The sequence below is a fragment of the Salmonella sp. 741265050_HSA genome (assembly GCF_046569445.1).
GTDB classification, from domain to species: Bacteria; Pseudomonadota; Gammaproteobacteria; order Enterobacterales; family Enterobacteriaceae; genus Salmonella; species Salmonella enterica.
In genome coordinates, this window is the sequence record NZ_JBKFSV010000007.1 from 110,606 (window position 1) to 123,704 (window position 13,099).

The 13,099-nt window shown below is 51.0% G+C and carries 14 protein-coding genes; 8 read left to right on the plus strand and 6 right to left on the minus strand.

What is annotated here, in order from left to right:
* The first annotated feature begins 38 nt into the window (after positions 1 to 38).
* From potG to ACLD4F_RS14205, 8 genes are all read left to right on the plus strand, one after another.
* On the plus strand, positions 39 to 1,172 hold the full coding sequence (gene potG, locus ACLD4F_RS14170; protein WP_001000698.1) for a putrescine ABC transporter ATP-binding subunit PotG: 1,134 nt from the start codon (positions 39 to 41) through the stop codon (positions 1,170 to 1,172).
* A 9-nt stretch (positions 1,173 to 1,181) separates the two neighbouring features.
* Positions 1,182 to 2,135, plus strand: coding sequence for a putrescine ABC transporter permease PotH (gene potH, locus ACLD4F_RS14175; RefSeq protein WP_000105453.1), 954 nt, complete (start codon positions 1,182 to 1,184; stop codon positions 2,133 to 2,135).
* Positions 2,132 to 2,977, plus strand: coding sequence for a putrescine ABC transporter permease PotI (gene potI, locus ACLD4F_RS14180; RefSeq protein WP_001061631.1), 846 nt, complete (start codon positions 2,132 to 2,134; stop codon positions 2,975 to 2,977). Before potH ends, potI begins: the two co-directional genes overlap by 4 nt.
* A 73-nt stretch (positions 2,978 to 3,050) precedes the next feature.
* Complete coding sequence (locus ACLD4F_RS14185; RefSeq protein ID WP_001668047.1) at positions 3,051 to 3,524, plus strand: YbjO family protein; 474 nt, start codon at positions 3,051 to 3,053, stop codon at positions 3,522 to 3,524.
* A 42-nt stretch (positions 3,525 to 3,566) separates the two neighbouring features.
* Entirely contained in the window at positions 3,567 to 4,694 is a 1,128-nt protein-coding gene (rlmC, locus tag ACLD4F_RS14190; RefSeq protein WP_001623325.1) for a 23S rRNA (uracil(747)-C(5))-methyltransferase RlmC, read from the plus strand.
* Positions 4,695 to 4,988: 294 nt separating this feature from the next.
* Entirely contained in the window at positions 4,989 to 6,332 is a 1,344-nt protein-coding gene (locus tag ACLD4F_RS14195) for a PTS sugar transporter subunit IIC (RefSeq protein WP_000399323.1), read from the plus strand.
* A 29-nt stretch (positions 6,333 to 6,361) separates the two neighbouring features.
* Positions 6,362 to 6,682, plus strand: coding sequence for a PTS sugar transporter subunit IIB (locus ACLD4F_RS14200; RefSeq protein WP_000655399.1), 321 nt, complete (start codon positions 6,362 to 6,364; stop codon positions 6,680 to 6,682).
* 9 nt (positions 6,683 to 6,691) lie between these two features.
* A complete protein-coding gene (locus tag ACLD4F_RS14205; RefSeq protein ID WP_079944580.1) occupies positions 6,692 to 8,179 on the plus strand; it encodes a sulfatase in 1,488 nt (495 codons plus the stop codon).
* 217 nt (positions 8,180 to 8,396) lie between these two features.
* On the opposite strand, the gene artJ is transcribed toward ACLD4F_RS14205, so the two are convergent.
* From artJ to ACLD4F_RS14235, 6 genes are all read right to left on the minus strand, one after another.
* Positions 8,397 to 9,128, minus strand: coding sequence for an arginine ABC transporter substrate-binding protein ArtJ (artJ, locus tag ACLD4F_RS14210; RefSeq protein WP_000737538.1), 732 nt, complete (start codon positions 9,126 to 9,128; stop codon positions 8,397 to 8,399).
* Positions 9,129 to 9,364: 236 nt separating this feature from the next.
* Positions 9,365 to 10,033: an arginine ABC transporter permease ArtM gene (gene artM / locus ACLD4F_RS14215; protein WP_000895396.1), complete on the minus strand. Its 669-nt coding sequence runs from the start codon at positions 10,031 to 10,033 to the stop codon at positions 9,365 to 9,367.
* Entirely contained in the window at positions 10,033 to 10,749 is a 717-nt protein-coding gene (artQ, locus tag ACLD4F_RS14220) for an arginine ABC transporter permease ArtQ (protein ID WP_001001675.1), read from the minus strand. Before artQ ends, artM begins: the two co-directional genes overlap by 1 nt.
* 6 nt (positions 10,750 to 10,755) lie before the next feature.
* Positions 10,756 to 11,487, minus strand: a complete 732-nt coding sequence (artI, locus tag ACLD4F_RS14225) for an arginine ABC transporter substrate-binding protein ArtI (RefSeq protein WP_411010898.1) — start codon at positions 11,485 to 11,487, stop codon at positions 10,756 to 10,758.
* 17 nt (positions 11,488 to 11,504) lie between these two features.
* Positions 11,505 to 12,233, minus strand: coding sequence for an arginine ABC transporter ATP-binding protein ArtP (artP, locus tag ACLD4F_RS14230; RefSeq protein WP_000027186.1), 729 nt, complete (start codon positions 12,231 to 12,233; stop codon positions 11,505 to 11,507).
* 228 nt (positions 12,234 to 12,461) lie between these two features.
* Complete coding sequence (locus ACLD4F_RS14235) at positions 12,462 to 12,977, minus strand: lipoprotein (protein ID WP_001270724.1); 516 nt, start codon at positions 12,975 to 12,977, stop codon at positions 12,462 to 12,464.
* Positions 12,978 to 13,099: the final 122 nt, after the last annotated feature.

Consider the following 13,099-nt stretch of genomic DNA (forward strand, 5'->3'; position numbering starts at 1 on the left):
TTTGTATCGTTTGATTGTGTTATGCCGGAGAGCGCCTTGTGAATGATGTCCCCCACCGCCCGCAGGTGAAAACCCGTAAAGCGCTGACGCCGCTTCTGGAAATTCGCAACCTGACGAAGTCATTCGACGGGCAACATGCTGTCGATGATGTCAGTCTGACTATCTATAAAGGCGAGATTTTTGCCCTGCTGGGCGCGTCAGGTTGTGGAAAATCGACTCTGCTACGGATGCTGGCAGGTTTTGAACCGCCGAGCAGCGGGCAAATTATGCTCGACGGCGTCGATCTGGCGCATGTTCCGCCGTATCAGCGTCCGATTAATATGATGTTTCAGTCCTATGCGTTGTTTCCGCATATGACGGTAGAGCAGAACATCGCTTTTGGTCTGAAGCAGGACAAACTGCCAAAGGCGGAGATTACCAGCCGCGTCAATGAGATGCTGGGTCTGGTGCACATGCAGGAGTTTGCGAAACGTAAGCCGCATCAGCTTTCCGGCGGTCAGCGTCAGCGCGTGGCCCTGGCGCGCAGCCTGGCGAAACGTCCTAAGCTGCTCTTGTTGGATGAACCGATGGGCGCGCTGGATAAAAAATTACGCGACCGGATGCAGCTTGAAGTGGTGGATATCCTTGAGCGCGTCGGCGTGACCTGCGTCATGGTGACGCACGATCAGGAAGAAGCCATGACGATGGCGGGGCGCATTGCCATCATGAACCGTGGAAAATTTGTGCAAATTGGCGAACCGGAGGAGATTTACGAGCATCCGACGACCCGCTACAGCGCCGAATTTATCGGATCGGTAAATGTTTTTGAGGGCTTACTGAAAGCGCGTGAAGAGGACGGTCTGGTCATTGACGCACCTGGTTTGGTTCATCCGTTAAAAGTCGATGCAGATGCCTCTGTCGTTGATAATGTGCCGGTATATGTGGCGCTACGTCCGGAAAAAATCATGCTGTGTGAGTCGCCGCCTGCCGATGGCTATAATTTCGCCGTCGGCGAAGTGGCGCATATTGCGTATCTCGGCGATCTGTCTATTTATCATGTGCGGCTAAAAAGCGGGCAGATGATCAGCGCTCAACTGCAGAATGCGCACCGTTACCGGAAAGGGTTACCGACCTGGGGCGATGAAGTGCGTTTGTGCTGGGAAGCGGATAGCTGCGTGGTCTTGACGGTATAAGGGGGAAACATGAGCACACTTGAACCTCCGGCACGCATCAGTAAACCTGGCGGCGCGGCGCTATGGTTGGCGCGAATGCAAATGAAACATGGGCGTAAGCTGGTTATTGCTTTGCCTTATATCTGGCTCATTCTGCTGTTTTTACTGCCGTTTCTTATCGTCTTTAAGATAAGTCTGGCGGAAATGGCGCGGGCGATCCCGCCGTATACCGATCTGCTGGAATGGGCTGACGGTCAGTTGTCGATTACGCTCAACCTCGGCAATTTTTTGCAACTGACCGACGATCCGCTCTATTTCGAAGCCTATCTGCAATCGTTACAAATTGCCGGTATTTCCACAATCTGCTGCCTGCTGCTGGGCTACCCGCTGGCGTGGGCGGTGGCGCACAGCAAGCCCTCCACGCGCAATATCCTGCTGCTGTTGGTGATTCTGCCCTCGTGGACGTCTTTTTTAATACGCGTCTATGCCTGGATGGGCATTTTGAAAAACAACGGCGTGCTGAACAATGTGTTGCTGTGGCTTGGGGTTATCGATCAGCCGCTGACGATCCTGCACACTAACCTGGCCGTCTATATCGGCATTGTTTATGCTTATCTGCCGTTTATGGTACTGCCCATTTATACCGCATTGACGCGCATTGATTATTCGCTGGTGGAAGCGTCGCTGGATCTCGGCGCCCGACCGCTGAAAACATTTTTTAGCATCATTGTCCCGCTCACCAAAGGCGGAATCATCGCCGGCTCGATGCTGGTTTTTATCCCGGCGGTGGGCGAGTTCGTGATCCCGGAACTGCTTGGCGGGCCGGACAGTATCATGATTGGTCGCGTCCTGTGGCAGGAGTTTTTCAATAACCGCGACTGGCCGGTTGCTTCTGCGGTCGCCATTATTATGTTGCTGCTGCTGATAGTACCGATCATGTGGTTCCATAAACATCAGCAAAAAAGTGTGGGGGAGCACGGATGAATAACTTACCGGTCGTTCGCTCGCCCTGGCGCATTCTGATTCTGGTGCTGGGGTTTACTTTTCTCTATGCGCCGATGTTAATGTTGGTGATTTACTCGTTTAACAGTTCGAAGCTGGTGACGGTGTGGGCGGGATGGTCGACGCGCTGGTATGGCGAGCTCTTTCGGGATACCGCCATGATGAGCGCAGTGGGACTAAGCCTGACAATTGCCGCCTGTGCGGCGACGATGGCGGTGGTGCTCGGTACCATTGCTGCGGTGGTGATGGTGCGATTTGGACGGTTTCGCGGCGCAAACGGCTTTGCGTTTATGATCACCGCGCCGCTGGTGATGCCGGATGTGATTACCGGGCTGTCGCTGCTGCTGCTGTTTGTCGCGCTCGGTCATGCTATCGGCTGGCCCTCCGATCGCGGGATGCTGACCATCTGGTTGGCGCATGTCACTTTCTGTACCGCCTACGTGGCAGTGGTGATCGCTTCGCGATTACGCGAACTGGATCGTTCGATTGAAGAGGCGGCGATGGATCTTGGCGCGCCGCCGTTGAAAGTCTTTTTTGTCATTACGTTACCGATGATCATGCCAGCGGTGATCTCGGGCTGGCTGTTGGCCTTTACGCTCTCTCTTGACGATCTGGTGATTGCCAGCTTTGTTTCCGGTCCCGGAGCCACCACGCTACCGATGCTGGTTTTCTCCAGCGTGCGCATGGGTGTGAACCCGGAAATCAACGCGCTGGCGACGTTAATCCTCGGCGTGGTAGGAATCATCGGATTTATTGCCTGGTACCTGATGGCGCGAGCGGAAAAACAGCGGATTCGCGATATCCAGCGTGCAAGACGCGGCTGAAGCCACTAAAATCTTCCACTATGGCAATGCGTTGCCGCGCGAGTCGCGGCATCATTTTCAGGGAAGACATTCATTGGGATTTATAAAGCAATCAACCTCATCACATGCCCGTTTAAATGTGCCTACGCTGGTGCAGGTTGCGGCTATGGCGATTATTTTGATTCGCGGTCTCGATGTGCTGATGATTATGAATACCCTCGGCATACGCGGGATGGGCGAGTTTATTCATCGCAGCGTGCAGACGTGGAGCTTAACCCTGGTCTTTCTGGCCAGCTTAGTGCTGGTCTTTATTGAAATTTATTGTGCGTTTTCGCTGGTGAAAGGCCGTAGCTGGGCGCGCTGGGTGTACCTGGCGACACAAATTATTGTGAGTGGGTATCTGTGGGCGGCGTCGTTAGGCTACGGGTATCCGGAGTTGTTTAGCATCGCGGGAGAATCGAAGCGTGATATCCTGCATTCCCTGGTCATGCAAAAACTCCCCGATCTTTTAATTCTGTTTCTGCTGTTTATTCCCGCTCCCAGCCGTCGGTTCTTCCGGCTGCAATAATGTGTATAATCGTCGCCCCGGATAATATGAAGGTTTTTTGGTATGCAGTGCGCACTCTATGACGCGGGTCGCTGCCGTTCCTGTCAATGGATTACGCAGTCGGTTAACGAACAACTTTCCGCAAAAACAGCCGATTTACATCGTTTGCTCGCCGGGCTGCCTGTTGAACAGTGGTGCGCGCCGATTGGCGGCCCGGAACAGCATTTCCGCAACAAAGCGAAAATGGTCGTGAGCGGTAGTGTAGAAAAACCGCTCTTCGGGATGCTGCATCGCGACGGTACGCCGGTCGATCTTTGCGGTTGCCCGCTGTATCCCGCCTCCTTTGCCCCCGTATTCAGCGCGCTAAAACCTTTTATTGCCCGTGCCGGACTCACGCCTTATAACGTGGCGCGAAAACGCGGCGAACTGAAATACCTGTTGCTGACGGAAAGTCAGTTCGATGGCGGCATGATGCTACGCTTCGTGTTGCGTTCAGAAACCAAACTTACGCAACTGCGCGCGGCGTTACCGTGGCTGCGTGCGCAACTGCCGCAGCTCAGAGTGATCACCGCAAATATTCAGCCGGTACATATGGCGATTATGGAAGGGGAGACGGAAATCTACCTGACGGATCAGCAGGCGCTGGCGGAACGTTTTAACGATGTGCCGCTGTGGATTCGTCCGCAAAGTTTCTTTCAGACCAACCCTACGGTCGCCAGCCGATTATATGCGACGGCGCGCGACTGGGTAGGGCAACTGCCGGTACGCCATATGTGGGATCTTTTTTGCGGAGTGGGCGGATTCGGCCTGCACTGCGCGACGCCGCAGATGCAATTAACCGGTATTGAGATCGCGCCGGAGGCGATTGCCTGCGCGAAGCAATCCGCTGCCGAGCTGGGATTGACCCGCCTTCATTTCCAGGCGCTGGATTCCACCCAATTCGCCACCGCCCAAGGCGAAACGCCCGACCTGGTATTGGTGAATCCTCCCCGCCGCGGCATTGGCAAGCCGTTGTGCGATTACCTTGCACAAATGGCGCCGCGTTTTATCATTTATTCGAGCTGTAACGCGCAGACGATGGCGCAGGATATTCGTCATCTGCCGAACTACCGTATTCAACGTGTTCAGCTTTTCGATATGTTCCCGCATACCGCGCATTATGAAGTGTTAACACTGCTTTGCAGGCTGTAGCGCCAAAAGCCAGACATACAAAATATCTATATTAACTATCTAATTATCCATAAATAATAATAACCATGATCGATCGATAAAAAACTCCGATCGATCGTGGTTATATATTACCCTATTTTTGCAAATCAAATCACAAATAATCACTTTAAATCTTTTAATGACTAATTTTGATTATTACAGTGCGTGTAAGGCAAAATTAGACAAGGTGGTTTATCGGGTAACTTTCAATAGCATCAGCGAAGCAATACGTAACGTCAGTAAAGGGGTCAATCATGACAACGAATAGGCACGCTTATGGAGGGCGTTCAGACGATGTTTGCCAAATTTATAGATGTTATTCAAACGTTTTTAACTGAACCGGCAATATTAATTGGGATATTAGTCGGTGTTGGCTATGCGCTGGATAAAAAGACGCCTATAAAAATTATCACCGGTATGATCAGCGCGATGGTCGGTTTGATGATGGTGTTATTTGGCGGCTTTCAATTTTCAGCCACTTTTAAACCGGTTGCAGAGGCAGTCAGCAAGGCTTATGGCGTGCATGGATACTTAATGGATTCATACGCCATGAAAGCCGCGACGCAAATAGCGCTGGGCGATAATTTCGGCTATGTAGGATACGTTTTTGTACTGGCGTTTTTTACTAACCTGTTATTAGTTTTATTTGGCCGTTATACCGGCGCAAAAGGTATATTTCTTACCGGTAATACCGGGGTCTCTCATTCACAGGCAGTACTGTGGTTAATCGTCTTCTGGCTGGGGTTCGGTTGGGTACAATCCATTGTGATTGCCGGGGTATTGACCGGGGTATTTTGGGCGTTTTCAACCACGCTTATTGTTAAACCCATTGCCAAAGTGACCAATAACGCCGGTTTTACCATTGCGCATAACCAGATGTTGGGACTGTGGTTTTTCTCGAAATTCGCGCATAAATTCGGCGATCCGGAAAAGCATGACGCCGAAAACCTGAAACTTCCCGGTTGGTTAGCCATTTTTAACCACAACGTGACGGCAATCGCCATTGTGATGACGCTCTTCGTTGGCGGTTTTTTATTGGCGACAGGGATCGATAACGTACAGTTAATGGCGAAAGGCAAACCCTGGTATATCTATATCATCAATCTGGGCCTGCAATTCTCTATGTATATGGTCATCTTGCTGCAGGGCGTGCGGATGATGGTTGGTGAAATTAACGGTTCGTTTAAAGGATGGCAGGATCGCTTTATTCCTAATGCTATACCGGCTGTGGATGTTGCTGCTTTATTACCTTTTTCGCCGAACGCGGCCACGCTGGGATTCGTCTTTTGTACCTTCGGCACGATTTTTTCCATGGGCATTCTGCTGCTCATCCATAGCCCTATTATGGTATTGCCTGGTTTTGTTCCGCTCTTCTTTTCCGGCGGTCCCATCGGCGTATTAGCCAACCGAATGGGGGGATATCGTTCCGTTATTATTTGTACTTTCCTGTTAGGGATTATTCAGACTTTCGGTACGGTATGGGCCATTCCTTTAACCGGGCTGGCAAAAGAAGGTGTGGGCTGGACGGGAATATTTGACTGGGCGACTCTGTGGCCTGCGATTTGTGAATTACTGAAATTTATTGCTTCAACGTTCCATCTTGGTCCTTATTCCATTTAATTGATTCGGTTTATATAAAGGATTTTATTATGAAAGATTCTGTAAATATTTTATTCGTATGCGGTTATGGTGTAGGCAGTAGCGTAATGTTACAGACTGTGGTTAAAAAAGCGTTAGCAAAATATGACTTCTCTTTTGATATGGAGCATACGGCAGCGGGAGAGGTCGGTGGATTTACCGACTGGGCAGATATATATGCGATTTCGAAAAAATTGCTTGATGTCGTTAGCCTCGATCCTAAACACGGACAATATCTCATTCCCATTGAAAATATCATGGATGGCGAATCAATAGGTAAACAGATTTACGATGTGGTAGAGAAAAATTTTCCGCACCTGCTCAACAAATGAGGGTGAGTCATGAAAGCGATTATTCTGCTGTTTGACAGTCTGAATAAAAACTATTTGCCGCCCTATGGCGATTTGCTAACGAAAGCGCCTAACTTTCAACGCCTGGCGGCACATGCCGCCACCTTTGACAATAGTTATGTCGGCAGTATGCCCTGTATGCCAGCCCGTCGGGAACTGCACACCGGGCGCTATAATTTCCTGCATCGTGAGTGGGGGCCGCTGGAACCCTTTGATGATTCCATGCCGGAATTATTGAAAAAAGCGGGGATCTACACCCATCTTATCAGCGATCATTTGCATTACTGGGAAGACGGCGGCGGTAACTACCATAACCGCTATAGCTCCTGGGACGTAGTACGCGGTCAGGAGGGCGATCACTGGAAGGCAAGCGTTGGCGAGCCGCCCATTCCGGAAGTACTGCGCGTTCCACAAAAACAAACCGGAGGCGGCGTTTCCGGGCTATGGCGTCATGACTGGGCGAACCGCGAATACATCCAGCAGGAAGCCGATTTTCCCCAGACGAAAGTTTTTGACGCAGGGTGCGATTTTATCCATAAAAATCATGCCGAAGATAACTGGTTATTGCAGGTTGAGACGTTCGATCCGCATGAGCCGTTTTATACCACCGAGGAATATTTATCGCTCTATGACGATGAGTGGCAAGGCCCGCATTATGACTGGCCGCGCGGCAAAGTCAGTGAAAGCGAGGAGGCGATAGCGCATATTCGCTGTCGTTATCGGGCCCTGGTTTCCATGTGCGACCGCAATCTTGGACGTATCCTTGATCTGATGGATGAACACGATCTCTGGCGCGATACGATGCTGATTGTCGGTACCGATCACGGCTTCTTGCTGGGGGAGCACGGTTGGTGGGCTAAAAATCAAATGCCCTATTATAACGAGGTGGCGAATAACCCGCTGTTTATCTGGGACCCGCGCAGCGCGGTATGCGGAGCGCGGCGGCAGTCGCTGGTGCAGATGATTGACTGGGCGCCAACGCTACTGGATTATTTTCAGCAACCTATTCCCGCAGATATGCAGGGCCAACCGCTGGCGAAAGTCATTGCCAGTGATGAACCCGTCAGGGAAGGCGCGCTGTTTGGCGTGTTTAGCGGACATGTTAATGTTACCGACAGACGCTATGTTTATATGCGGGCCGCGCAGCCGGGGCGTGAGCATGACATTGCGAACTACACGTTAATGCCGATCAAGATGAATGCGCGTTATGATGTGGATGAACTGGGAAAATTATCTCTGGCACCTCCGTTTAACTTTACTAAAGGGCTTCAGGTATTACGTATTCCGGCCAGGGAAAAATATAAAGGAGTGAATAGCTTTGGTCATCTCTTGTTTGATCTCAGAGATGATCCGCAGCAGCAACATCCTATTCATGATGAGGCCATCGAAGCAAGGATGATCAACTTACTTATCCGTTTGATGAAAGAAAATGATGCTCCGGCGGAGCAGTATCGCCGTCTGGGTCTGGATGTTATCTAAAAACATAACAATGTTGTAAGCCGGGTACGCGTTAGCGTCACCCGGCAAGTATTAGTCCGAATGCCTGTTGATGCAGGCGCTTGAGACTGATGACAAACTGTAGAATGCCCAATGGCGCTGCGCTTATCAGGCCAGGATAGTTTCCGATGGCGGCCCGTGGGCTGAATAAGGTATTTATACTGCCATTTCGCAACACGGTGGGCTAATCACATATGTCTTACTGCGGGAACCACTGGTCGCTGATTTTCTGATAAGTGCCGTCCGCTTTAATGGCGGCCAGCGCATTATTCAGTTTTTCCAGCAACGCCTTATTGTCCGGGCGCACCGCGATGCCAAGTCCGGTACCGAAGTATTGCGGATCGGTCACTTTCTCTGTTGCCGGACCCAGTTGCGGATTCGTTTTCAGCCACTCATTGACCACTGCGGTATCGCCAAAGACACCATCAATACGGCCATTTTTCAGGTCGATAATCGCATTCTGATAGCTGTCGTAGGCCACGGTTTTGACCTCCGGATGTTTATCCTGGAGATATTTTTGATGCGTGGTGCCATTTTCCATACCGATACGCTTACCTTTTAGATCGGTAAAGGTTTTATAGGTGTCTTTTTTGGCAATCACCAGCGCAGAGTTCGCATAATAGGGATTGCTAAAGGCGACCTGTTTACTGCGCTCCGGGGTAATGTCCATTCCGGAAATGACGGCATCATATTTTCTGAATTTCAGCGCCGGGATAAGACTATCGAAAGCATGATTAGTAAAAGTACATTCTGCCTGCATTTGCTTGCATAATGCGGTTGCCAGATCGATATCGAAGCCCACAATTTTATTACTCGCATCCAGGGATTCAAACGGGGGATAGGTGGCGGAAACCCCGAAATTGATTTTTTCAGCGGCGATGCTGCCAGTGGCGAAAGAGGCGAGTAATGCGGCCAGAACTAACTTTTTCATGATGTCACTCCCGTAATCTTATGATTATGCGCCGTGTCTGCGGCATAGATTTACAATGCCATTGATTGAATTAATATGCAATAAAAATGATTAAATATTTTGAAATGGATAAAAAAAGACGGACAAGTTAACCACTTGTCCGTCGGATTTATTCAATATTATGCATCGTAGGCTTGATAAGCGCAGCGCCATCAGACCATTGTCGAACGGCGGCGAGAATGCCTTATCCTGCCTGGTTAATTGCGCCGCTCAAACGCCAGGGCTTTACGCTCAATCAAACGCATCATCAGCGTCAATAGACCGTTGACGACCAGGTAAATTACCCCTGCCGCGCCAAATACCACCACATCGTAGGTACGACCATAGAGCAACTGACTGTACCCCATGACTTCCATCAAGGTGATGGTATAAGCCAGTGAGGTACTTTTGAAGACCAGTACCACCTCATTAGAATAGGAGGAGAGGGCGCGTTTAAACGCATAGGGCAACAAAATCGCCAGCGTATCTTTCTTACTCATCCCCAGCGCGCCGCAGGACTGCCACTGACCTTCCGGAATCGCGCGAATCGCGCCATAAAATAGCTGCGTCGTGTAAGCGGCGCTGTTTAGCGACAACGCGATCAGTGCGCACAGCCACGGTTCAGACAGTAGGTGCCAGAGTAGTGGATACTCTTGTAGGGTCGGGAATTGACCGGGTCCGTAGTAGATCAGGAAAATTTGCACCAACAACGGCGTACCGGTAAACAACGTGATATAGCCGCGCACCAGCCACACCACGAACGGCGTTTTTAGCGTCAGGATGATGGTAAAAACTAACGCCAGCACCAAAGCGACGGCAATAGAAGCCACGGTCAGCGTCAGGCTGGTGTGTAGCCCTTTTAGCAGTTCAGGTAAATACTCAAGCATTAGTCCGGCCTCCGCTCAAAACGTGTCGCGCGCAGGTCTATGCGTTTGAGAATGTACTGACTGATCAGCGTAATGACCAGGTAAATAGCCGCCGCAATAATGTACCAGTTAAACGGTTCCTGGGTGCGTGTGGCAATGCTTTTGGTCTGCAACATCAGATCGTTAACGCTGATAAGGCTGACCAGAGCCGTATCTTTTAGCAACACCAGCCACTGATTACCCAGCCCTGGCAGGGCGTGACGCCACATCTGCGGCATCACCAGACGGAAAAAAATCGCCGTCTTTGATAATCCCAGTGCCTGACCCGACTCCCACTGACCAGACGGAACGGCTTTCAGCGCGCCGCGTAGCGTCTGCGACGCATAGGCCGCATACAGCAGGGACAACGCAATCACGCCGCACAGGAACGGGCTGACGTCAAAGTTCTCAATCTCCATTTGCACCGGGATCTGCGCAAAGCCGAGATGGAGGGTAAACCCGTCAGACAGCGTAAGCAGGAGTTGCGAGGAGCCGAAATAGATAAACAGCACCACCAGAATTTCCGGCAGGCCGCGCAAAATAGTGACCAGCGCGGAGCCTATCCAGGCAATCGGGCGCCATTTTACGGACTCCCAGACGGCAAAGAACATGGCTAACGCGAGGCCAATGATCAGCGCGCAGACGGCAAGGCCGACGGTCATCCCGGCGGCGCTTGCTAAAGGAAAAAATTCGTTCATCAAAGATTACTTCTGGAACCATTTGTTATAGATGGTCTCGTAAGTCCCATCTTTCTTCACTTTTTCCAGCGCAGTATTGAATTTCTGCTGCAGCTCGGTGTTGCCCTGACGTACCGCGATACCCAGGCCGGTGCCGAAATAATCTTTATCGGTGACTTTATCGCCGACCGGCGTCAGCTTAGGATTGGCTTTCAGCCATTCGGTCACGACCGCCGTGTCGCCGAAAACAGCGTCGATACGGCCATTTTGTAGATCCAGCTTCGCGTTCTGATAGCTGTCATACGGTACGGTGGTGATTTCCGGATGCTTATCCATGATGAATTTCTGGTGCGTCGTACCGTTCTGTACGCCGACTTTCTTGCCTTTCAGTTGATCGACGCTGGTGTATTTGCCCTGCTGACCCACGAACAGCGCAGAGTTGTCGTAATATGGCGTGGTAAACAGCACCTGCTTTTCACGTTCCGGCGTGATATCCATTCCTGCCATTACAGCGTCGAAGCGGCGGAATTTCAGGCTGGGGATCAGGCTGTCGAACGCCTGATTGGTAAAGGTACAGGAGGCGTCGATCTCTTTACATAGCGCGTTGGCCAGGTCGACGTCAAAGCCGACAATCTTGTTATTAGCATCCATCGATTCGAACGGCGGATAGGACGCTTCGGTCGCAAAACGAATGGTCTGGGCTGCTGTAGCGGAAAGGCTAAAGCCTGCAATTAGCGCGGCAATCAGAACTTTTTTCATTGTCATTGTCCCGAATCTTAGTGAGAGAGATAGTTTTTGAACGCTTCGGTCTGAGGGTGGGCAAAGCAACCCGCATCACCGTGCTCGACGATGTGACCATTTTCCATATAAATCACACGACTGGCGGTCTTACGCGCCACTTCGACTTCATGCGTAACGATCACCTGAGTAATGTTCGTTTCCGCCAGCTCATGAATAATGCTGACGATTTGAGCGGTAATTTCCGGGTCCAGCGCGGCGGTCGGTTCATCAAACAGCAGTACCTGCGGCTCCATCATCAGCGCGCGGGCAATCGCGACGCGCTGCTGCTGACCGCCGGAAAGGTGCAACGGATAACGATCGCTATATGGCTTCAGACGTAAACGCTCCAGCAGCTTTTCTGCGCGCGCCAGCGCCTGATCTTTTGTCAGACCCAGTACGCGGCAGGGCGCTTCAATCAGATTCTGCACAACGGTGAGATGCGGCCAAAGATTATATTGCTGAAAGACCATTCCGACATTTTGACGTAGCTCACGAATCGCCTTATCGGACGGCGTTTTCGTAAAGTCAAAATGGTTCCCGGCGATAGTCAAAGTGCCGGAGCGCGGCATCTCAAGCAGATTGAGTACACGCAGCAGCGAACTTTTACCCGCCCCGCTTGGGCCAAGCAACACCAGCGTTTCGCCTTCGGGGCAATCCAGCGTGATATCGAACAGCGCCTGATGCGCGCCGTAAAAGCAATTAATGCCGTTTAATTGAATACTCATTGACACTCGTATACTGGCAGTCTGATAGCTATTGAAGCCGCAGATAGTACCTTTCGCAGAATAGTTATGCAATATTTATGCGTTAAAAGTTAAATATATCCCACATTCTTCCCTAAACATAGCACAAAATAGCAGGAGGAATAGTAGGTAAGAAGAATTGTCGGCATCCCGTGCAGAATGCCAGACAATTTACGGGGTTATGAGTGCAAAAGCGGGGAATACTGTCTGTTAACGGTTTTCTATCGACTGGCGCAGCGTACCGGCAGGGGCATGGACATCTCCGCCCAGATAGCGAACGTCGTCAATCACCCAGCATGAGCCTTCGTGAATCATAAGCACTTCATCCTGCCAGCTTTGATCGCCCTGTTTTAACGCCACCCGCAGAGGAATGTTGCGCGCATCTCGGTTCGGAATGGTTGATGCGCTGGCGACGTTGGCGCTATCCGGCAGCGTAGCGCGGCTGGAGAACAGATCGCCGCTCATCAACTGGCGGTGTTCCGTATCGCGGCTGGCGTCGGTCAACAATTTCGCCAGGTTATCACTCAAGTAGGGGCGAAGCGCGGCGATATCATTGCTGTGGTGTTGAATACGGTAGTCGTAAAATTGTTGAGCCACGCTGTCCGGGCCGCCTTCCACACACGCGCCGATACGCGGGCCATTATCTTTGTAGGCGGGAGTGACGGTCGTACAGGCGCTAAGCAGAAGCGCGCACGGGATGAGCAAAGAGAGTTTAGAATAGCGCATGATGATTTCCTTATAGGCGATCGAGCAAAAACCGATCTACGATAATCAATTATATCCTTTCAATGATAGCGTATCAGCTTGATAATGCGTTTGAGATCGTGTGCTTAGCTAACCCGGGAGAT

What these genes read in the sequence shown, in the direction of transcription:
- artP (WP_000027186.1), bottom strand. Translation starts at nt 12,233, where the DNA reads ATGAGTATTCAATTAAACGGCATTAATTGCTTTTACGGCGCGCATCAG.
- ACLD4F_RS14205 (WP_079944580.1), top strand. Translation starts at nt 6,692, where the DNA reads ATGAAAGCGATTATTCTGCTGTTTGACAGTCTGAATAAAAACTATTTG.
- potH (WP_000105453.1), top strand. Translation starts at nt 1,182, where the DNA reads ATGAGCACACTTGAACCTCCGGCACGCATCAGTAAACCTGGCGGCGCG.
- ACLD4F_RS14200 (WP_000655399.1), top strand. Translation starts at nt 6,362, where the DNA reads ATGAAAGATTCTGTAAATATTTTATTCGTATGCGGTTATGGTGTAGGC.
- artQ (WP_001001675.1), bottom strand. Translation starts at nt 10,749, where the DNA reads ATGAACGAATTTTTTCCTTTAGCAAGCGCCGCCGGGATGACCGTCGGC.
- potI (WP_001061631.1), top strand. Translation starts at nt 2,132, where the DNA reads ATGAATAACTTACCGGTCGTTCGCTCGCCCTGGCGCATTCTGATTCTG.
- ACLD4F_RS14235 (WP_001270724.1), bottom strand. Translation starts at nt 12,977, where the DNA reads ATGCGCTATTCTAAACTCTCTTTGCTCATCCCGTGCGCGCTTCTGCTT.
- ACLD4F_RS14195 (WP_000399323.1), top strand. Translation starts at nt 4,989, where the DNA reads ATGGAGGGCGTTCAGACGATGTTTGCCAAATTTATAGATGTTATTCAA.
- artI (WP_411010898.1), bottom strand. Translation starts at nt 11,487, where the DNA reads ATGAAAAAAGTTCTGATTGCCGCGCTAATTGCAGGCTTTAGCCTTTCC.
- artM (WP_000895396.1), bottom strand. Translation starts at nt 10,033, where the DNA reads ATGCTTGAGTATTTACCTGAACTGCTAAAAGGGCTACACACCAGCCTG.
- artJ (WP_000737538.1), bottom strand. Translation starts at nt 9,128, where the DNA reads ATGAAAAAGTTAGTTCTGGCCGCATTACTCGCCTCTTTCGCCACTGGC.
- rlmC (WP_001623325.1), top strand. Translation starts at nt 3,567, where the DNA reads ATGCAGTGCGCACTCTATGACGCGGGTCGCTGCCGTTCCTGTCAATGG.